At 73.5% G+C, this 20,820-nt stretch carries 16 protein-coding genes; 14 read left to right on the forward strand and 2 right to left on the reverse strand.

Going from position 1 to position 20,820, the window contains the following annotated elements:
* Nucleotides 1–166: 166 nt before the first annotated feature.
* The 6 genes from HDA32_RS19425 to HDA32_RS19450 are packed head-to-tail and all read left to right on the forward strand — an operon-like array spanning nucleotide 167 to nucleotide 6,036.
* The gene (locus HDA32_RS19425) at nucleotides 167–1,783 is read left to right on the forward strand and encodes an ABC transporter substrate-binding protein (protein WP_179644577.1); all 1,617 of its coding nucleotides are present in this window, start codon (nucleotides 167–169) and stop codon (nucleotides 1,781–1,783) included.
* Nucleotides 1,784–1,829: 46 nt separating this feature from the next.
* A complete protein-coding gene (locus HDA32_RS19430; protein ID WP_179644578.1) occupies nucleotides 1,830–2,846 on the forward strand; it encodes an ABC transporter permease in 1,017 nt (338 codons plus the stop codon).
* A complete protein-coding gene (locus HDA32_RS19435; protein WP_312863244.1) occupies nucleotides 2,843–3,748 on the forward strand; it encodes an ABC transporter permease in 906 nt (301 codons plus the stop codon). The genes HDA32_RS19430 and HDA32_RS19435 overlap by 4 nt, the downstream gene beginning before the upstream one ends.
* A gap of 36 nt (nucleotides 3,749–3,784) precedes the next feature.
* Entirely contained in the window at nucleotides 3,785–4,609 is an 825-nt protein-coding gene (locus HDA32_RS19440) for an ABC transporter ATP-binding protein (RefSeq protein WP_246334418.1), read from the forward strand.
* The gene (locus HDA32_RS19445; RefSeq protein WP_179644579.1) at nucleotides 4,602–5,357 is read left to right on the forward strand and encodes an ABC transporter ATP-binding protein; all 756 of its coding nucleotides are present in this window, start codon (nucleotides 4,602–4,604) and stop codon (nucleotides 5,355–5,357) included. The genes HDA32_RS19440 and HDA32_RS19445 overlap by 8 nt, the downstream gene beginning before the upstream one ends.
* 19 nt (nucleotides 5,358–5,376) lie before the next feature.
* Nucleotides 5,377–6,036, forward strand: a complete 660-nt coding sequence (locus HDA32_RS19450) for an O-methyltransferase (RefSeq protein ID WP_179644580.1) — start codon at nucleotides 5,377–5,379, stop codon at nucleotides 6,034–6,036.
* Here HDA32_RS19450 and HDA32_RS19455 read toward each other — a convergent pair.
* Nucleotides 6,014–6,802, reverse strand: coding sequence for a cache domain-containing protein (locus tag HDA32_RS19455; protein WP_179644581.1), 789 nt, complete (start codon nucleotides 6,800–6,802; stop codon nucleotides 6,014–6,016). The two genes, HDA32_RS19450 and HDA32_RS19455, sit on opposite strands and share 23 nt — an antisense overlap.
* Before the next feature lie 226 nt (nucleotides 6,803–7,028).
* Nucleotides 7,029–7,823, reverse strand: a complete 795-nt coding sequence (locus HDA32_RS19460; RefSeq protein WP_312863245.1) for a FadR/GntR family transcriptional regulator — start codon at nucleotides 7,821–7,823, stop codon at nucleotides 7,029–7,031.
* Nucleotides 7,824–8,080: 257 nt separating this feature from the next.
* Between HDA32_RS19460 and HDA32_RS19465 the strand changes: the two genes are divergently transcribed.
* From HDA32_RS19465 to HDA32_RS19500, 8 genes are all read left to right on the forward strand, one after another.
* The gene (locus HDA32_RS19465) at nucleotides 8,081–9,526 is read left to right on the forward strand and encodes a (Fe-S)-binding protein (protein ID WP_218882532.1); all 1,446 of its coding nucleotides are present in this window, start codon (nucleotides 8,081–8,083) and stop codon (nucleotides 9,524–9,526) included.
* Nucleotides 9,523–11,034, forward strand: a complete 1,512-nt coding sequence (locus tag HDA32_RS19470) for an FAD-binding oxidoreductase (protein WP_179644583.1) — start codon at nucleotides 9,523–9,525, stop codon at nucleotides 11,032–11,034. Before HDA32_RS19465 ends, HDA32_RS19470 begins: the two co-directional genes overlap by 4 nt.
* Nucleotides 11,031–11,402, forward strand: a complete 372-nt coding sequence (locus tag HDA32_RS19475) for a hypothetical protein (RefSeq protein WP_218882533.1) — start codon at nucleotides 11,031–11,033, stop codon at nucleotides 11,400–11,402. Before HDA32_RS19470 ends, HDA32_RS19475 begins: the two co-directional genes overlap by 4 nt.
* A gap of 34 nt (nucleotides 11,403–11,436) precedes the next feature.
* Nucleotides 11,437–12,981, forward strand: coding sequence for an APC family permease (locus tag HDA32_RS19480; protein ID WP_179644584.1), 1,545 nt, complete (start codon nucleotides 11,437–11,439; stop codon nucleotides 12,979–12,981).
* The gene (locus HDA32_RS19485; RefSeq protein WP_179644585.1) at nucleotides 12,978–14,411 is read left to right on the forward strand and encodes an aminobutyraldehyde dehydrogenase; all 1,434 of its coding nucleotides are present in this window, start codon (nucleotides 12,978–12,980) and stop codon (nucleotides 14,409–14,411) included. The genes HDA32_RS19480 and HDA32_RS19485 overlap by 4 nt, the downstream gene beginning before the upstream one ends.
* 40 nt (nucleotides 14,412–14,451) lie before the next feature.
* Nucleotides 14,452–15,501 (forward strand): LLM class flavin-dependent oxidoreductase, encoded by a 1,050-nt coding sequence (locus tag HDA32_RS19490; protein ID WP_179644586.1) that lies wholly within the window; start codon nucleotides 14,452–14,454, stop codon nucleotides 15,499–15,501.
* A gap of 955 nt (nucleotides 15,502–16,456) precedes the next feature.
* On the forward strand, nucleotides 16,457–17,608 hold the full coding sequence (locus tag HDA32_RS19495) for an exonuclease SbcCD subunit D (RefSeq protein ID WP_179644587.1): 1,152 nt from the start codon (nucleotides 16,457–16,459) through the stop codon (nucleotides 17,606–17,608).
* Complete coding sequence (locus HDA32_RS19500) at nucleotides 17,608–20,655, forward strand: AAA family ATPase (RefSeq protein WP_179644588.1); 3,048 nt, start codon at nucleotides 17,608–17,610, stop codon at nucleotides 20,653–20,655. The genes HDA32_RS19495 and HDA32_RS19500 overlap by 1 nt, the downstream gene beginning before the upstream one ends.
* Nucleotides 20,656–20,820 lie beyond the last annotated feature (165 nt).

Raw genomic sequence — 20,820 nt, forward strand, 5'->3', positions numbered from 1 at the left:
ACTCCGGAGCCCGTCCCGTCCGTCCCGGGACACGCCCCGGAAATCCGCCGGCGCGGGAAGGGCGCTTCTTCCCGCGCCGGCGGAGAACACGGCCCGCACGGCCACGGCGCGGTGGCAGCAGCACCTCGCCCGTCCACATGCCCGTCCCGCCCACGAAGGCCAGATCATGCCAGTAGCAGACGCCCCAGCCACGAGAGCCCGCCCTCGCTCCACCCGCCTGAGGGCCGTCGCGGCCGTCGCTGCGGCCCTCGCCCTGTCCGCGGCCGGGTGCTCGTCCGGCGGCTACGACCAGGGAAGCGCCGGCAGCAGCACCTTCACCTACCTGACCCCGACCGACGTCATCACCGAATGGGACCCCGCGGCCTCCTACTCCAACGAGCTCGCCGCCTTCCCCAACATGTACGAGACCCTGACCCGCTACGACCCCGAGACCGAGCAGGTCGAGCCGCTTCTGGCCACCGAGTGGTCGGGCTCGGAGGACGGGCTGACCTGGTCGTTCACCCTGCGCGACGACGTCACGTTCCACTCGGGCGCCCCCATGACGGCCGCGTCGGTGAAGGAGGCCGTCGAGCGCACGATCGAGCTCGACTCGGGGGCCGCCTACCTGTGGGCCCCGGTGGAGGGCATCGAGGCGACCGGCGAGCACACCGTGACCTTCACCCTGGCCTACCCCGCGGCGCTCGACCTGATCAGCTCCGCCGCCTACGCCGCCTACGTCTACGAGGTCCCCGATGACGCCGAGGACTTCGAGGCGACGTCGTTCGGCACCGGCCCCTACACCGTCGAGTCCTGGAGCCCGGGCAGCGAGAACGAGCTGAACCTGACCCGCTTCGACGACTACTGGGGCGGCTGGGAGGGCGCCCACTACGACAGCGTGAGCTACCGGGTGGCCCCCCAGGCCTCCACCGCGGCCCAGCTCATGACCTCGGGAGAGGCCCACTACGCCCAACTGCTGCCCTCGCAGCTGCTGGAGCCGATGCGCGACGACCCCGCGCTGGAGGTGACGGAGACGACGTCGTGGCAGAACCTGTTCGGCCTGATGAACACGGAGAAGGCGCCGCTGGACGACGCGCGGGTGCGCCGGGCCGTCGCGCACGCCGTCGACTACGAGGAGCTGGTCGAGGGCACGGACGGGTCGTTCACCGAGTCCGACGGCGTGGTCCCCGAGGGGCTGCTCGGCCACCAGGAGGACCCCGAGCTGCGCGGTCACGACCCGGAGCGGGCCGAGGAGCTGCTGGAGGAGGCCGGCTACGGGCCGGGCGGCGACGAGGGCCCGTCGCTGGACCTGACCTACACCGAGGGCGACGAGGAGGTCGCGACCATGGTGAGCCTCATGCAGTCCCAGTTGGCCGAGGTCGGCATCGAGCTCAACGTCGAGGCGCTGCCGTGGGAGTCGGCCCAGTGGCCCAGGGCGCAGGAGGAGGACCCGCAGGACCGCCAGGACATCCTGCTCATGTACTGGTGGCCCGACGACCCGCAGCCGCTGTCGTGGTACCAGAACATGTTCCGCAGCGAGGACGAGATCGTCTTCAACCTCGCCTACTACTCCGACCCGGAGCTGGACGGGCTCATCGACGAGGTCGGCTCGGTGACGGCCACCGACGAGGAGGCCGCGGCGCAGATGTACGCCGACATGCAGGAGGTCCTGGTCGAGGACGCCCCCTCGCTCTTCCTGGGCACCCGGGTCTACCAGCGGGCGCTCAGCAGCGACGTCGAGGGGTTCCGGGACAACCCCATGTACGCCAACGTGGCCTTCGTCCACGACTACGCGCCGGCCGGGTAGCGCCGGTGGTGGACCGATCGGAGCCCTTCGCCGGAGCGGGGCCGCGGTGATCGCCTACGCGGCCCGGAGGGTGGGCCTGTCGGCGCTGGTCGCGCTCGGCGTCGTGGTGCTGACGTTCGTGATCGCCCGCGTCGTGCCCGGCGACCCCGCCGCGGGCTGGGCCGGGCCGCGGGCGAGTGCGGCCGAACGCGAGCGGGTGCGCGCCGAGCTCGGGCTGGACCTGCCCCTGCACCGGCAGATCGCCGACTACGTCGCCGGCGTCCTGCGCGGCGACTGGGGCGTCTCGGTGCGCACCCACCGCCCGGTCCTCGACGACCTGTTCACGCTGCTGCCCAACACGCTGCAGCTGGTGCTGGCCGGACTGCTCATCGGGCTGGCCGTCGGGGTCCCCGCCGGCCTGGTCGCCGCCCGCTGGCACGGCCGGCTCCCCGACGCCGCGGTGCGCGCGGGCGCCGTCATCAGCGGCTCCATGCCGGTGTTCTGGATGGCGCTGCTGGTGCAGATGTTCTTCGCCAGTCGGCTGCGGCTGCTGCCCGTGGCCGGGATCTACGACCCGGCGGTGCTGGAGGCGCACCCGCTCACCAGGATCACCGGCCTGCCGCTGCTGGACGCGGTGCTCACGGGGAACTGGCCCATGGCGGCGAGCGCCTTCGACCACCTGCTGCTGCCCGCGCTGGTGGTCGCGGCCTACCCGGTGGCCGTGATCGCCCGGCTGGTGCGGGCGAGCCTGCTGGACACGCTCGGCGAGCCCCACGTCCAGATGGCGCGCGCGCTCGGGTTCCCCGAGCGCGCCGTGCTCGGGCGCTTCGCGCTGCGGCTGTCCTGGAACCCCGTCCTGCAGATCAGCGCGCTGATCTTCGGCTATTCGCTGGTCAACACGTTCCTGGTCGAGGCGGTGTTCAACTACCCGGGCCTGGGCGGCTACGCCGCGGCGTCGGCGACCGTCCTGGACGTCCCCGCGATCGTCGGCGTCACCCTGCTGGTGGCGCTGCTCTACATCGCCGCGAACCTGCTCGTCGACCTTCTGCACGCCGCCCTCGACCCACGGATCCGGCTACGGTGACCTCTTCCGGCCCCACTCCCGACCCCGTCCCGGCACCGGCCTCCGGGCCCGCGGCGCCGGGACGCCCGCTGCCCTCGCTGCGGCGCTCGCCCATGATCTGGACGTGCGCCGGCCTGCTCCTGCTCATCGCGCTCGCCGCGGCGCTGGCCCCCGTCATCGCGCCCCACCCCGGGGACGCCACCGGCGGCACCGACCCCGCGCAGGCGCTGCTGCCGCCCTCGGCCGAGCACTGGTTCGGCACCGACCACCTCGGCAGGGACGTGCTGTCCAGGGTGCTCTACGGTGCGCGGATCGGACCGGTGATCGCGCTGCTGGTCGTGGCGGTCTCGGTGCTCGTCGGAACCGCTGTGGGCCTGGCCGCCGGGTACTTCGGCGGCTGGATCGACGAGGTGCTGATGCGCCTGACCGACGTCTTCCTGGCCGTCCCGGCGCTGCTGCTGGCGCTGGCCCTGGCCGCGGTGCTGCCCCCAGGGGTCGTGGGCCTGACCATCGCGCTGACGGTCACCTGGTGGCCGTGGTACGCCCGGCTGGTGCGCGGGGAGGCGGCCTCCGTGGCCGGGCGCGCACACGTCGACGCCTGCCGCGCGCTCGGCCTGCCGCACCGGCGGATCCTGCTGCGCCACGTGCTGCCGGGGACCACCACGCCGCTGCTGGTGCAGGCCTCCACCGACATCGGGGGCGTCATCCTGGTCGCGGCCGGGCTGTCCTTCCTCGGCCTGGGCGCCCAGTCCCCCACGCCCGACTGGGGCCTGATGGTGCAGGAGTCGCAGAGCTACTTCGCCACCCACTGGTGGATCGGCACCTTCCCTGGGCTGGCGATCATGCTGATCGCCGCGCTGTGCTACCTGCTCGGCGACGCGCTGCGCGACCGGCTCGACCCCCGGCGGACCGCTCGGATCTAGAAGGAAACGACGCGACACCTGGTGGAGACCTGACGAATGAGCACCGAACAGGGAAGCGGCGAGACGGGGCCCGGTGCGGCGCCGGCCCCGCTGCTGGCCGTCCGCGGTCTGCGGATCGCCTTCGGTCCGCGCGCGGCGGTCGACCTCGACGAGCTCACCCTGCGCAGCGGGGAGATCCTCGGCCTGGCCGGGGAGAGTGGGGCCGGCAAGTCGCTCACCGGGCTGGCCGCCCTGGGGCTGGCCCGCCACACCGGGGCCGAGGTGACCGGCAGCGTCCGGCTGGACGGCGCGGAGCTGGTGGGCGCGCCGGAGCGCCGGCTGCGGCGGCTGCGCGGCGGCACCGCGGCGCTCATCCCGCAGAGCCCGTCGGGGGCGTTCAACCCGGTGCTGCCCGTGGGCGCCACCGTGCTGCGCGCGCTGCGGCTGCACGGCGACGGCCGCGGGGCCGCGCGGCGGCGGGCGGTCGAGGCGATGCGCATGGTCCGGCTGGAGGAGGAGCACCTGGACCGCTACCCGCACCAGCTCTCCGGCGGCCAGCTGCAGCGGGTGGCGATCGCGCTGGGGGTGGCGCTGGGCGCGCGGCTGCTGATCGCCGACGAGCCCACCAGCGCGCTGGACGTGACCGTGCAGGCCGAGATCTGCGCGCTGCTGGCCGGGCTGCGCGACTCCGAGGGCCTGGCCATCCTGTTCGTCAGCCACGACCTGGCGGTGCTGGCCGGACTGTGCGACCGCATCGCGGTGATGCGGGGCGGCCGCGTCATCGAGGACCGGCCGACCGCGGAACTCGTCGGCGCGCCGCACCACGACTACACCAGGGAGCTGCTCGCCGCGGCCCCCCGGTTGGAGGCATCCGATGCTTGAGGTCAGGGACTTGACCGTGCGCTTCGGCCGCACGGTCGCGGTGGACCGCGCCGACCTCACCCTGCCCGACGGACCCAGCGCCCTGGGGCTGATCGGCGAGAGCGGTTCGGGCAAGACCACGCTGGGCCGGGCGGTGCTGCGGCTGACCGGGGCGTCCGGGGGTTCGGTCCGCTTCGACGGCGAGGACGTGTTCGCCATGCGCAGGCTGCGCCCCTACCGGCGCGCGGTGCAGGTCGTGCTGCAGGACCCGGAGGGCGCGCTCAGCCCGCGGATGCGCGTCGGCCCGGCGATCGCCGAGGTGCTGCGCGCGCACCGGCTGGTCCCGCGCCGGGGCGAGCGCGCCCGGGTGCTGGAGCTGCTCGCCGACGTGGACCTCGGCGCCGAGTACGCCGAGCGCTACCCGCACCAGCTCTCCGGCGGCCAGCGCCAGCGGGTGGCGATCGCCAGGGCGCTGGCGGTACGGCCGCGCGTGCTCGTCCTGGACGAGCCCACCAGCGCGCTGGACGTGACCGTGCAGGCCCGCGTGCTGGAGCTGTTCGAGCGGCTGCGCGCGCAGCACGACCTGGCCTACCTGCTCATCTCGCACGACCTGGCGGTGGTGGAGCGGCTGTGCGAGCGCACGGCCGTGATGCGCGGCGGCCGCATCATCGAGGAGGGCCCCACGCGGCAGGTGCTGCACGATCCCCGCGACCCCTACACCCGCAGGCTGCGCGACGCGGTCCCGCGGCTTGCGGGGCCGCGCCCGTGAGCGGGGCTAGGCTGATCCCGTGACGCGCACGAGTGAGAACCTCAGCCCGGAACTGCACGACTACCTGGTCGCCCACAGCACCCCGGTGGACGAGGTCCTGCGGGACCTCGCGGCGGAGACCGAGCGGCTGTTCCCCGGCAGCGTGGGCCTGCAGATCGGTCCGGAGCAGGGCGTGTTCATGACCGTGCTGGCGCGGCTGATCGGCGCCCGCGACGCCGTGGAGGTCGGCACGTTCACCGGCTACTCCTCCGTCTGCCTCGCGCGCGGCCTTCCCGCCGACGGCACCCTGCTGGCCTGCGACGTCAGTGAGGAGTGGACGTCGGTGGCGCGCCGGTACTGGGAGCGCGCCGGGGTCGCGGGCAAGGTGACGCTGGAGCTGGCCCCCGCGATCGAGACGCTGCGCGCCCTACCCGAGGATCCGCTCTTCGACCTGGCCTTCATCGACGCCGACAAGGAGGGCTACGTCGGTTACTGGGACGAACTGGTCCCGCGCGTGCGGTCCGGTGGGGCGCTGCTGATCGACAACACCTTCTCCCACGGCCGGGTCCTGGACCCCTCCGTCACCTCGGCCGCGGTCCAGGGCATCCGCGACTTCAACGCCCACGCCCTGGCCGACGACCGGGTGGAGCTGGTGATGCTGCCGGTCGGCGACGGCCTCACGCTGGCGCGGAGGAAATAGGCGGGGCGGCGCGCCCGGCCTTGGAGCGGGCCGACATCAGCAGCCGCCACGGCAGGTTCGGCAGGTCGTAGGGCGCGTGCCCGGCGGCTTCGGGCCGCGAGCCGGCCGGATCGGGTTCGCGCAGCAGCGAGCCGGTGAGGCGCCGGGCCGAGTTGGACAGGATGATGCGCCGCTCGGCGTTGATCAGGATGACCTCGTCGTCCAGGGCGGCCAGCCCGGGCAGCAGCAGCGCCTCGAACCTCGAGACCGGGACGTCGGCGCCCACCACGCCGAGGAACTCCCCCTCGGCCCGGACCGGCAGGGTCAGCGTGAGCATGTAGCGGTCGGTGCCGCCGTAGTCGACGTAGGGGCCGACCACGTGGCGGGCGCCGGTGCGGCGGGGCACCGCGAACCACTCGGCCTCGGCGTAGTCGTAGAACCCGATGCTCTCGGGGTCGAGGTCGACGTTGAGGAACGCCGGGTCGCGCCCCGGGACCGTGTGCCACCACTCCAGTCGGCGCGGCTCGTCGGCGAGCAGCCCCGGCGTGACGATCATGCCCATGCCGACGACGACCTCGCCCTCGCCCTCGCGGCGCAGCCGCTCCAGCAGCTCCGGCCGGAGCTGGGCGATGTCATCGCTGGTCAGGCGCTCGCCGCGGTCCATGACAGCCCGGTGGCAGCCGAGCATCCGGGCGCGGACCTCCTCCAGCGAGGCGAAGACGTCCTCGACGACCGCGGCGATCCATCCGGCGACGCGCGCGGGCTCGGCCCGCCTGGGCAGCGTCATCGCTCACCGCCTTTCCGGGGGCCGGCTCCTCCGGAGTCCGCGGCGGACCTCGGAGCGGGCGACGGCCGAGGGGGTGGGAACGGATCCATCACCTCGTTCTTACTGCCGCGCGCCGCGAAAATCCACCCGGGGACCGCGACGAACATCGGCCGCGGCCCGTGGAACGCCCCGGGGGCCCGCGTCTCACCGCGGACACCGCGGACACCGCCGTCGGCGCCGTCCCGGGTCACGGCGGGGCCGGGGGGTCGCCGGCCCCGCCGCCGTCCCGCTCGACGAGGTCGAAGTGGAGTTCGATCAGCCGCTGCACGCCCGCCTCGATGTGCCGTTCGGTCAGCGCGCGGGCCGCGTCGCCGGCGCGGCGCTCGACAGCGTCGATGACGGCGCGGTGGTTGTGCACGGTCCGCTCATGCAGCTTCTCCTGGTCGAGCGCCGGGCGCATCGGCGACCACAGCAGCTCCCCCAGCTCGGACTGCAGGTCGATCTCCTGGGTGGTCAGCCGGACCGACTGGGCGGCGGCCGCGACCTCGATGTAGTAGCGGCCGCCGATGCGCCGCCGGGCGTGGGCCGGGCGGGCGGCCGCGAGCCGGTCGACGATCTCGCGCAGCCGGGCGATATTGTCGGCCGAGGCGCGGTCGGCGGCCAGGCGGGCCGCGGCGCCGGCGATCGCGGCGTGGAAGTCGCCCAGCTCGCGCAGGTCCGTCGTGCCCATCTCGCGCAGCCGGCGGCGGGCGCGCTCGGTGAGCGCGTCGGCGGAGGCCCGGACGAAGCTGCCGCCGCCGCGCCCGCGCCGGGTCTCCACCAGCCCCTGCCTGCGCAGGCTGGACAGCGCCTCGCGCAGCGTGACCGTGGAGACGTTGAGCGCCGTGGCCAGTTCGGACTCCGTGGGAAGCTGCTCGCCGTCGGCGATCAGCCCCAGCGCGATCGCCCTTCCCAGCCTGCGCGCCACGGCTTCGCTGCGCCCGGCCCCGTCGTCGAGCGGAGCGAAAACAGCGTGCCGTGCGGCACCGGACAATCGACTCACGGATCCACCGTCTCCCCATCCCGCGCGCTCCCCGGGGTCGTTCCCTCGGGAGCCGTGCCTCCAGTCTGCCGCCCGTGTCCGCGAACATGTCCACAGGTCTTGCCCTTTGAAATATAAACCCATATGTTTTCGGAATACATGGCGTGGGTCACATCACGCGACCCGCGCAGGGCCGACCATGCAGACCCCGCGGTGCGCACGGCGGCGCGGAAGCCGCGCCGCGCCCGGCGCAGCGGGGCCGGTGAAGGAGGGCACCCATGACGGAGACGCGACCCGGGGGCGAGCCGGGGACCGACGCGCTGCAGCACCCCCACACGCCCGGCATGCGGACGGGAACGGACCCCGCCGGTCCGCCGCAGGACGTCATCGTGGCGCCGCCGCACATCCCCGTCCGCGACGAGCGCACCCGCGAGTTCGTCGAGCAGTGGCGCAACGCCGCCTACAACTGCTACTCCTCCGGCCACAAGTTCTGCCGCGAGGTCTGCCCGGTCATGCAGGTGACCCGGAACGAGTCGTGGACGCCCACGGCCTTCCACGCCAACGTCGTGGCGATGGAGAAGGGCGAGCTCGACATCGCCGACATCGCCGCCGACTACGTCAACTGCACCCAGTGCGGGGCGTGCGAGCTGCGCTGCCCCAACACGCTGTTCACCGGCGACTTCTACCGGTTCCGCACCCGCACGGTCGACGTGGTCAAGGCGGTGCGCGCACTGGCCGTGGACAGTGGCGTGCACCAGCCCGGCTGGCGGCGCTGGAACCTGCTGACCGACGAGCGCACCCACGAGCCCGTCCTCGGCGAGACCCCGGTCGACCAGGAGCACGTGCGCGACTGGGCCGAAGGGCTGGACCTGCCGATCGGCGGCGAGACCGTCCTGTTCGTCGACTGCGAGGCCGCGTTCTACCGCACGGCGGTGCCCCGCGCCGTGGCCCAGATCCTCAAGGCCGCGGGCGTGGAGTTCGGCCTCATGTCCGAGCAGTGGTGCTGCGGCGGACCGGCCGCCGAGATGGGCTACGTCGAGCAGGCCGAGCGCTTCGCGCGGCACAACCTGGCCGACTGGCGCTCGGTGGGGGCCAAGCGGGTGCTGGTCCTCGACCCGCACGACTACATCACCTTCACCGAGGACTACCCGAAGTACTTCGGCGACGACTACGACATCGAGGTCGTGCTGGTGGTGGAGCTGCTCGCCCAGCTGATCCGCGAGGGCAGGCTCACCCCGGAGGTGCCGGTGGAGCGCACGATCACCTACCACGACCCCTGCCGGCTGAACAAGCGCAAGGGGATCTGGCAGGAGCCCCGCGAGATCCTGCGGGCGATCCCCGGCCTGGTCTTCAACGACGTCGACCGGGTCACCCAGTGGTCTTACTGCTCGGGCGGCGGGGGTGGACTGCCCGTGGAGAAACCCGAGCTCACCGCTGCGATCAGCGCCAACCGGCTGGACAAGGCCGCTGCGCTGGAGGTCGACACGCTGGTCAGCGCCTGCCCGTGGTCGGAGCGCCCGCTGAGCGAGGCCGGCGACGGCCGCGACATCGACGTCGTCGACATCCACGAACTGCTCGCCGAGTCGCTCGGCATCGCCGTCGGGGGCAGCAGGGGCGAGGTCGGCGACCGGCGGGGCGGCGGCTGCGGCGGAGGGACCTGCGGAGGGGGCTCCTGCGGCGGCGGCGCCGACGTGCGGGGCCCTGGAGAGGAGGAGGACCAGTGAGCATCGCCACCGACGTGCTCGACCCGGTCGTCGAGGCGCTGCGGCACGTGCTGCGCGACGACCAGGTGCTGACCGCCAAGACCGACCGCTACAACCGCGCCCGCGTGCCGGCCCCGTTCCCGGTGCACCGCTGGGCCGAGCGGGTGCCCGACCTCGCGGTGCTGCCGGAGAGCACCGAAGAGGTCGCCGAGGTCGTCCGGATCGCCAACCGCTTCCACGTGCCGATCGTGCCGCGCGACGGCGGCACCGGCCTGACCGACGGCGCGGTGCCGCTGCGCGGCGGCATCGTCGTCGACGTCAAGCGGATGAACCGGATCCACGAGATCGACCTGGACAACCGCACCTGCACCGTCGGCACCGGCATCAGCATGCTCAAGCTCAACGAGGAGCTCGCCCGGCACGGCCTGATCTACCCCGACGACCCGGCGTCCTACCCGTGTTCGCTGGTGGGCGGGCGGATCGGCACCAGCGGCTGGTCGCTGATCGGCTCGCGCTACGGCCACACCCGCGACCTGGTGCTCAGCTTCGACCACGTGCTGCCCACCGGCGAGGTCATGCACGTCGGCGACGGCGTCGGCGGCAAGGTCAGCAAGAGCTCCAGCGGCTACCAGCTCAAGCACCTGTTCATGGGGCATCAGGGGACGCTGGGCATCGCCACCCGGGCCACGCTGAAGCTGTTCCCCAAGCCCGAGGCGGAGTTCTCGCCCTTCTTCGCCTTCTCCGACTACGACAGCGCCTACGCGTGCGTGGGCGCCCTGGCCCGCGCCGGCGTGGCCACCTTCGCCGGCGCGGTGCTGTTCGACGAGTGGAAGGTCGCCTACCTCCGGCGCGACGACGAGGCCTACATCCCGCAGCCCGCCGACGTCAGGGCGCTGGTCTGCGCGGTGCTCTACGGCTACGAGGACGAGGTGCGGGCCGGCGGGCGGCGGCTGATGCGCATCGCCCGCGAGCACGGCGCCCGCTACCTGGGCGACGAGATCTCCGAAGGCGACTGGGCCGCCCGGCACGACCGCTACGCCACGCCCCTGCACGGGCGGACCAAGGCCGGCCAGGTGGTGCCGATGAGCTGGCACTGCGAGGACGCGGCGATCAACTACACGAACCTGCCGGCCGTCCGGCGCGAATGGCACGCGATCATCGCCGACCTGCGGCGGCGCACCGACGTCTTCGACGACTGGGGGATGTTCGCCTACACCAGCGGCAGCACCGGCGTGGACTACCTGACCGAGATCGACGTCGGCATCTGGGAGCAGCGGCTCGACGACCGCGCCTGGGAGATGTGGGTCAAAGCCAAGCGCGACATCGCGGCGGTCGCGCTGAAGCACGGCGGTTCGATCAGCGCCTGCCACGGCTCCTGCCGGGAGGGCGAGGTCGACCTCGTGCCCGACGAACTGGGCCGCGGGTTCGGCGTGATGCTCGACATCAAGCGCACGCTGGACCCCGAGAACATCATGAACCCCGGCAAGTACCTGCTGGACCGGGCCTACGGCGAAGGGGGACGGCCGTGAGCGAGCACATCGGGTCCGACGGTGCGGGCGGCGGCGCCCGCGGCGGGACCGGCCCGGACCGGGAGCACCCCTTCGCCTACCGCCGCGCCGAGCAGCACGCGCCGCCGCCGGCCGAGCGGGCCACCGACGTGGCGATCACCCGCTTCGAGCACGCCTTCGAGGTGGACCCCCGCCTCATGGAGCGCTGGGTGCTGCAGCAGGAGTTCCCGAACTGGGACACGCTGCGCATCATGAACGGCCGCCACGACCACCTGGAGTGGATGCACCGCCACTTCGCGCGCACCGTCGTCTCCGGAGCGGAGATCCTCGCCGAGGTCGAGGACGCCTCGGAGGCCCGCGGGCCCGGCGACCCCGGCGCCCCCTCCTGAACACCCGTTGCCCATTCCCCTCTCGAGGAGAGCGATGACGGCATTGGAGTCCCCCGGCGCCTCGGAGCGCCCGGGGCAGCACGACGCCGACGCGGCCCGGTTGGCCGCGCTCGGCTACACCTCGGAGTTCAAGCGCGACATGAGCCTGTGGGCGAACTTCTCGCTGGGCTTCACCTACCTCTCCCCCGTTGTCGGCGTCTACACCCTCTTCGCGGTCTCGCTGGCCGCCGGCGGCCCGCCGATGTTCTGGAGCCTGGTCGTCGTCGGCGCCGGCCAGTTCCTGGTCGCCCTGGTGTTCGGCGAGGTCGTCTCGCAGTATCCGGTGGCCGGCGGCGTCTACCCGTGGGCGCGCCGGCTGTGGGGGCGCCGCTGGGCGTGGATGACCGGCTGGGTGTACGCCATCGCGCTGCTGGTGACGATCGCCAGCGTCAGCTACGGCGCAGGCCCCTACCTGGCGCAGCTGCTCGGCTTCACGGCGGGCACGGCGAGCACGATCGCGTGCGCGCTGATCATCATCGGGATCGCGCTGGCGATCAACCTGGCCGGAACCAAGTGGCTGGCCTGGGCCGCCATCATCGGGTTCAGCGCCGAACTGCTGGGCGCGCTGGCCGTCGGCGGCTGGCTGCTGGTCTCCGAGCGCCACCACGGGCTGGGCGTGCTGTTCGACGCCTTCGGCGCGGGATCGGGCGGGAGCTACCTGAGCGCGTTCCTCGCGGCCGGCCTGATCGGCATCTTCCAGTACTACGGCTTCGAGGCCTGCGGCGACGTCGCCGAGGAGGTGCCCGACCCCACCCGGCGCATCCCCAAGGCGATGCGCATGACGATCTACGTGGGCGGGGCCGCGGCGATGTTCGTCTGCCTGGCGCTGCTGCTCGCCGTCGAGGACTACGCCGCGGTGATCGGCGGCGCCGACCCCGACCCGGTGACGACCGTGCTGACCGCGGCGTTCGGCGCCGTGGGGATGAAGGTCGTGCTGGCCGTCGTGCTGATCTCGTTCGTCTCCTGCGCGCTCAGCCTGCAGGCCGCGGCCAGCAGGCTGATGTACTCCTACGCCCGCGACGGCATGGTCCCGGGCTCCCGGGTACTGCGCACGTTCCTGCCCGGGCGGCACGTCCCGCCCTACACCATGCTCGTCGCCGCGGTGGTGCCCGCCCTGATCGTGCTCGGCTCGATCGTCTCCACCGACGCGCTCACCAAGATCATCTCCTTCGCGGTCCTGGGCATCTACCTGGGCTTCCAGATGGTCGTGCTCGCCGCGCTGCGAGCCAGGCTCAAGGGTTGGCGCCCCTCGGGGGCTTTCACGCTGGGCCGGTGGGGAATGCCCGTCACCGTGGGCGCACTGGTCTACGGGGTGCTGGCCATCGTCAACATGGCCTGGCCGCGCACCCCCGATGCTCCGTGGTTCGACAACTACATCGTGGCGGTCTCCGGGGCCGTGGTCGTCGGACTGGGCCTGGTCTACCTGCTCGCCGCCCGCCCCCACGAGGGGAGCGACGCGCCCGCCGGCGACGCGATCGCCTCGGAGCCCGCCACCGCGCCCACCGGACGAGAAACCGATCGGATCTGGGAGGACTCATGAGCGGCCCGCGCACGCTGCGCAACTTCGTCGGCGGCGACTACGCCGACACCGCCGAGCAGCGCACCTACGACCTGGTGGACCCGGTGAGCGAGGAGGTGTTCGCGAAGGCCCCGCTGTCGCGGGAGCACGACGTCGACGCGGCGCTGCGCGCCGCCGCCGACGCCTTCGAGACCTGGCGCGACTCCACCCCGGCCGAGCGCCAGCTCGCGCTGTTCCGGATCGCCGAGGACATCGAGCGCCGCGCCGAGGAGTTCGTGAAGGTCGAGTCGGAGAACACCGGCAAGCCGCTCGGCCTGACGATGTCGGAGGAGATCCCGATGGCGCTGGACGCCGTCCGGTTCTTCGCCGGGGCCGCGCGCGTGCTGGAGGGCCGCTCGGCCGGCGAGTACATGGCCGGGCACACCTCCTGGATCCGGCGCGAGCCGGTCGGGGTGTGCGGGCAGGTGACGCCGTGGAACTACCCGATGCTGATGGCGGTGTGGAAGTGGGCCCCGGCGATCGCCGCGGGCAACACGGTGGTGCTCAAGCCCTCCGACACCACGCCGGCCTCCACGCTGCTGACGGCGGAGATCCTCGCCGAGCACCTGCCGCCGGGCGTCTTCAACGTCGTGTGCGGCGACCGCGACACCGGCCGGGCACTGGTGGCGCACCCGGTCCCGCAGATGGTGTCGATCACCGGCAGCGTCCGCGCCGGCACGGAGGTGGCGACGGCCGCGGCGGCCGACCTGAAGCGCACGCACCTGGAGCTGGGCGGCAAGGCTCCCGTCATCGTCTTCGACGACGCCGACCCGGCCAAGGCCGCCGCCGCGATCGCCGAGGCCGGTTACTTCAACGCCGGACAGGACTGCACCGCGGCGACCCGGGTGCTCGCCGGCCCCGGCGTACACGACGACTTCCTCGGCGCGCTGGTGGAGGAGGCCAAGGGCACCGTCACCGGGCCGCCCGACGAGGACGTCCTGTACGGGCCGCTGAACAACGCCGACCAGTTCACCAAAGTGTCGGGCTTCGTCGACCGGCTGCCCGGCCACGCCGAGGTGCTGACCGGCGGGCGCCGGGCCCGCGACCGCGGCTACTTCTACTCGCCCACGGTGGTGTCCGGGCTGCGCCAGAGCGACGAGATCGTGCAGAACGAGGTGTTCGGTCCGGTCATCACGGTGCAGCGGTTCAGCGACGAGGACGAGGCCGTGGCCTGGGCCAACGGGGTCGAGTACGGGCTGGCCTCCAGCGTGTGGACCACCGACCACGGCCGGGCGCTGCGGGTCTCGCGCCGCCTGGACTTCGGCTGCGTGTGGATCAACTGCCACATCCCGCTGGTGGCCGAGATGCCGCACGGCGGCTTCAAGCACTCCGGGCACGGCAAGGACCTGTCGATGTACGGATTCGATGACTACACCCGGATCAAGCACGTCATGAGCAACCACGAGGAGTGATCCGCTCCGCGTCCATCCGCGCACGAAGAAGGTGGCAGCCGTGAAGTTCAGCTACGTCATGCTCCCCGACTATCCGCTCACCGAGTCCCTGGCCTCCATCCGACTCGCCGACGAGCTGGGCTTCCACGCCTGCTACGCCGCTGACGAGACCTGGCACAAGGACCTGTGGCTGCTGTTCGCGGCGGCCGCGGGGCAGACCGGCAGGATCCGCTTCGGACCGAGCGTGTCCTCGGTGGTGCTGCGCGAGCCCACACTGATCGCCCAGGCCGTGGCGACCCTGGACGAGCTGTCCGGCGGGCGGGCCGAGGCGGTGCTGTCCAGCGGCAACTTCGGCCTGCTGGCGCAGTACGGCATCGACTGGACGCGCACCAGACCCCTGTCCCGGGTCAAGGAGGGGCTGGCGGTGATGCGGACCTTCCTGGACGAGGGGACCATCACCCACGAGGGCGAGTTCTTCAACTACAACGGGCTGTTCACCTTCGCCCGCCCGGTGCAGGAGCGGGTGCCGCTCAAGCTCGGCGCGATGCGCGGCCCGAAGTCCTTCGAGGCGGCAGGTGAGCTGTCCGACGGCTGCCACCACGCGCTCAGCTACACCCGTGAGGCCTACGAGTACGCGGTCGAGCACATCAGGGCCGGCGCCGAACGGGCCGGCAGGGACTGGCGCTCGCTGGACATCGGGGCGTGGGTGGTGTTCGCGACCGGGCCGGACTCGGCGAAGGCCAAGGACGCCGCGCGCAGCATGGTCGGCATCTACGCCTCCTCCATGCCCGAGGAGCAGTTGCGCCGCAACGGGGTGGATCCGGCCGACCTCGCGCCGATCATCGAGGCGATCGGGGCCGGGGACCTGGCCAGGGGGATCGAGCTGACCACGCCGGAGATCGCCGAGAAGCTGTCCATCGCCGGGACCCCGGCCGAGTGCGCGGACAGGATCAAGCGGGAGATCGCGCCGACCGGCGTCAACCACATGATCCTGGCGATCACCGACCGCAGTCTGGTCAAGGCGTTCACCGGCCGCGATCTGGAGGGGGTCGCCGACGTCGACGCCCAGTTGCGGCTCGTCCACGACGAGATCATGCCGGTGTTCGGCTGACTCCGCTCGGCCGGTCCGCCAGGATCCGCCGACCGGTTCCGACCCGGCCAACCGGGAGGGCCCTGCGGGCCGCGGTGCAGCCACCGCGGCCCGCAGGGGTGTGGACACGGCGGCCCGCCGTTTCGGCGCGCACCGAAACCGCGGTTGCGTCCTGGTGCGCACGGTGGCGGCGCGGGCGGCGCGGCGCCGGGGCGGTCCCTACCACGGGCCTTCGGCCACGCGAGAGGATCGCCCGGTCACCGCGGATCCCGCCTTCGGCCGGGGGTCAAAGACCCCCTGGGGCCGAGGACGGTGCGCACCAGCGCCCGGTCACCGCGAAACTCCGATCTGCGACCCTCTCAGCCGCGCCGCGAGCGCGTTCCCACCGGTCCCACTTCCGGTCACCGGGTTCCGGTTTTCCGGGTCGTCACCGAAAGTAGCGAAATCGGCAATGCTGCTGACCGTGCGTTCACACACCGGTACGGCGGCGCTCCGGGGGCCACGCGTTGTACACAACCGGAGCCGTCGCCCTGTGGACATCCCCGCTCACCCTGCGCGGTAACCGCCGCTTCACCTGCGCTTTCTCCGCGGTCGCCGCGCGGATCCCCGCGCTCCCCCTTGTTCACCGAGCGTCTCTCCAGCTCAGCGAGCCACCGGGAAAGCAATCCCGCGAGCGGGAACGCCCGGCCGTTCACCGTCCCGACACATTCCGCGCGTACCCGGTCCCGCCGCGGACCGGCCGCCCCGCGCGGCTCCGGACGCGGTTTTCCACAGGGCCGGGCCCGCGGCGGGCGGGGCGGGGCCGCGGGAGCCCGTCCGCGCGCCCTCTTCGGTCGCCGTCGATATCGGCGGACCGCAAAACCGCGCTCCCGCGCCCGGGATCCCTCTGCGGCGGCCGCCTCCGCGGCGCATTTCGTCCACAGCCGTCCCGCTTTCCCCTGCGAACCCGGGCGCGCCTGGAGTAATCTCCCGGAACATGCGGCTGCTGCACACCTCCGACTGGCATCTGGGCCGGTCCTTCCACCGGGAGAACCTGCTCGACGCCCAGGCGGCGTTCATCGACCACCTCATCACCACCGTCCGCTCCGAGAAGGTCGACGTCGTGGTGGTCTCAGGCGACCTCTACGACCGGGCGCTGCCCCCGGTCGACGCCGTCCGGCTGTTCGGCGACGCGCTGCGGCGCATCCGCGACACCGGCGCGCGCGCCGTGCTGATCAGCGGCAACCACGACTCCATGGTCCGGCTGGCCTACGCCACCGAGCTCATCGACGCCTCGGGCGTCCACCTGCGCAGCTCGCTGGAGGGCGTCGGCGAACCCGTCGTCCTCGACGACGAGCACGGCCCGGTCGCCTTCTACGGCATCCCCTACCTCGAACCCGAGATCGCCCGCCACATCTGGGGGCTGCCCGAGCGCAGCCACCGCGCCGCCATCGGCCACGCCATGGACCTGGTCCGGGCCGACCTCGCCGGCCGCCCCGGCGCGACCCGGTCGGTGGTGCTGTCGCACGCCTTCGTCAGCGGCGGCGAGGGCTCCGACAGCGAGCGCGACATCTCCGTGGGCGGCGCGGCGCACGTGCCCGCCTCCGCGTTCGACGGCGTCGACTACGTCGCGCTCGGCCACCTGCACGGCGGCCAGCGCATGAGCGAGACCGTCCGCTACTGCGGCTCCCCGCTCGCCTACTCCTTCTCCGAGGAGCACCAGGTCAAGGGCTGCCTACTGGTCGACCTCGACTCCGAGGGCGTGAAGGAGACCGCGTTCGTCAAGGCACCGGTGCCGCGCCCGATCGCGCGCATCGGCGGCCGGATCGAGGACCTGCTCGGCGCGGCGGAGTGGGAACGCTACACCGACCACTGGCTGCAGGTCACGCTCACCGACCCGGTACGCCCGGCCTTCCCCATGGACCGGCTGCGCGAACGCTTCCCGCACGCACTGAACCTGGACTTCGCCCCGGAGGGCGAGCGCCCGGCCGAGAAGGGCACCTGGAACGACCGGATCGCCGAGCGCTCCGACCCCGACCTGGTCCTCGACTTCGTCGACTGGGCCCGCGGGGCTTCGGCCACGCCCGAGGAGCGCCGGCTCATCCGGCAGGCGTTCGAGGACGTACGCGTGCGGGAGGCGAAGCGCTGATGCGCCTGCACAAACTGACCGTCCAGGCGTTCGGCCCGTTCGGCGGCGTCGAGACCGTCGACTTCGGCGCGCTCGGCGACGGCGGGCTGTTCCTGATCCACGGGCCCACCGGCGCAGGCAAGACCTCGGTGCTCGACGCCGTGTGCTTCGCGCTCTACGGCCAGGTGCCCGGCGCGCGCGAGGCCGCCAAGTCACCGCGCAGCAACCACGCCCGGCCCGGCCTGGAGCCGGAGGTCACGCTGGACGTGACCGTGCGCGGCCGCACGCTGCACATCGTGCGCTCGCCCCAGTGGGAGCGGCCGAAGAAGAGGGGAACGGGGACCACGAAGCAGAACCCCAAGGTCTCCGTCACCGAGATCGTCGAGGGCCGGCACGTCCCCGTCACCACCCGGCTGGACGAGGCGGGCCAGTTCATCAACGAGTTGACGGGCCTGTCCCGGGAGCAGTTCTGCCAGATCGTGCTGCTCCCCCAGGGCGACTTCGCGCGGTTCCTGCGGGCCAAGGCCTCCGAGCGGCGCGAGGCGCTGGAGTACATCTTCGCCACCGGCGTCTTCGCCCAGATCGAGAAGTGGCTCGAAGAGCACGCGCGCTCCCTCGGCCGCGAGGCCGAGGCCGCCGAGACGGAGGTGTCCCGGGTCGCCGACCGGATCGCCGAGGTCGGCGGGGCCCCGTGGCCCGAGGACGACGGGTTCGAGGCCCTGATGCCGTGGGCCGTGGAGCTGGCGCACGTCACCGCGGCCACCGCGCGCGACGCCGCCGAGGCGGCCGGAGCCCTGTCCCTGGAGCAGGCCGGGGCGCGCGCCGCACTGGACGAGGCGCGCGACGTCGCCAGGCGCCAGGACCGCCTCGCCGCGGCCCGCGGAAAGGCGGCGGAGCTGCGGGAGCGGCAGCCGTGGCGCGCGGCGCTGGAGGCCGAGACCGAGGCCGCCGAGCGGGCGGTCCCGGTGGTGCAGCTCCTCGGCGCGGTCGAACAGCGCCGCACCCAACTGGAGAAGGCGCACCTGGCCGCCGCCGACTCGCTCTCCCTGGCCGGTCCGCTCGCCGGCCTCTCCGGCCCCGACGCGTTCCCTCCGGACCCGGCCACCGCGGGTTCGGCGTTCACCGGCTCCGGCCCGGCCGATGACGAGACCGCCGTGCGCGCCCGGCTGGAAACGGCCGAGCGCGCCGGGCGCGATGAGATCGCGCACCTGAAGCGGCTGCACGGCGAGGCCGCCCGGCGCGACGAGGTGCTGCGCGACATCACCGAACTGACCGGGCTGATCGAGCGCCGCACGGCTGAGCGCGATCGGGCCCGCGAGCGGATGGCGGCGCTGCCCGACCGGCGCGCCGAACTCGCCGCCGACCTGGAGCGGGCGCGGCTGCGCACCGGCTCCCGCGATGCCGCGGCCGAGGCGCTGGCCTCGGCGCGCACCCGGCTGGAGGCCGCGACCGAGCACGAGCGGCTGCGCGGCGAGTCGGCGGCGGCCGAGCGGGAGCGGACGGAGGCGGTCGACGCTGCGCAGACGGCCAAGGAGCGCGCGCTGTCCGTCCGCGAGCTCCGGATCGCCGGCATGGCCGCGGAGATCGCCGCGGGGCTCGCCGAGGGCGAGGCCTGCCCGGTGTGCGGATCGGTGCAGCACCCGGCCCCCGCCGCGGGCGAGGAGGGCCGCCCGACCGGCGCCGACGAGCAGGCCGCGCAGCGGGCCGCCGACGAGGCCCAGGCCCGGCGCGAGGACGCCGAGCGGGCGGTCGCGGCGCTGACCGAGCAGCTGGCCGCCGCGGGGGCCAGGGCCGACGGCCTGGACCGCGCCGCGGCGCACGAGCTGGTGCGGTCCGGCGAGCGGGAGCTGGCGGCCGTGGAGGCCGCGGCGGCCGAGGTCGAGCGGCTGGCCGCGCAGGTGAGCGAGGCCGAGACCGCGCTGGAGGAGGCCCGCGGCACCGAGGCCCGGATCGAGCGCGAACTCGCCGAGACGGTCGCGCGGCGGGCCGAGCGTGCCGAGGAGGAGCGGCGGCTGAGCGCCCTGCTGGACGACGCCCGCGGCGACGACCCCGATCTCGCCTCCCGCGTCACGCGGCTGAGCGGCGAGGCCGACCTGCTGCGCTCGGCGGCCGACGCGCTGAGCGCCTGCGGCACGGCGGTGGAGGAGCTGCGGGCGGCCGAGCAGGAGCTGGAGCGCGGGCTGGCCGAGTCGGGCTTCGCCGAAGCCCACGCGGCGCGCTCCGCCGCGCGCAGCGACGCCGAACGCCGCGGCCTGCGCGAGCGCGCACGGCACTACGACGACGAGAAGGCCCGCGTGGACGCGGAGCTCGACGATCCCGACATCGTCGCGGCGAGTCGGCTGCCCGCTCCCGATCTGGAGGGCGCCGCCGACGCGGCCGCCGCGGCCGAGGCGGCCGAGCAGCGGGCCGTGTCCTGGCGCGACCGGCTCGCCGACCGGGCGCGGCGACTGGCGTCCCTGCGCGGGGAACTCCAGGACCGGCTGGAGACGTCCCGGCCGGCGCGGGAGCGCCACGCCGTGGCATCCGGGCTGGCGCGGCTGGCGGCCGGAACCTCGGGCGACAACCGCGAAAGCGTGCAGTTGTCGGCCTACGTGCTGGCGGCGAGGCTGGAGCAGGTGGTGAACGCGGCCAACGACCGGCTGACCACCATGTCCGGTGGCCGATACCTGCTGCGGCACACCGTCGACAAGACCGCGGGCGACCGCTCGCGGTCCGGCGGCGGCCTGGGGCTGCGGGTCATCGACGCCTGGACCGGGCAGGAGCGCGACCCCGCGACGCTGTCGGGCGGCGAGACCTTCGTCAGCTCGCTGGCGCTCGCGCTGGGATTGGGCGACGTGGCGAGCGCGGAGGCCGGCGGCGCCGACATCGGTACCCTCTTCGTCGACGAGGGTTTCGGCACCCTGGACGAGGACACCCTCGAAGAGGTGCTGGAGGTCCTGGACGGCCTGCGCGACGGCGGCCGTGCCGTGGGCGTGGTCAGCCACGTGGCCGACCTGCGCTCCCGCATCACCACCCGCCTCAAGGTGGTGAAGTCCACCACCGGATCGCGCGTGGAGCAGTTCTATTGAGGTTTGCAGAAGTCGAGTGGGCCTTTAGGTGCAGGGACGGTTCTGCGGGAGGTCGCCGGGAGAGTGCGGCCCTCTTGGCGCGTCCTTCACCGGTGAGCCCGGCGTGGGGCCGCGCCTCCCGGCCGAAGCGGTGGCGCGGGTTCGCGCACACCTTTGCCGTCTGCT

It is taken from the genome of Spinactinospora alkalitolerans, assembly GCF_013408795.1.
GTDB lineage: Bacteria > Actinomycetota > Actinomycetes > Streptosporangiales > Streptosporangiaceae > Spinactinospora > Spinactinospora alkalitolerans.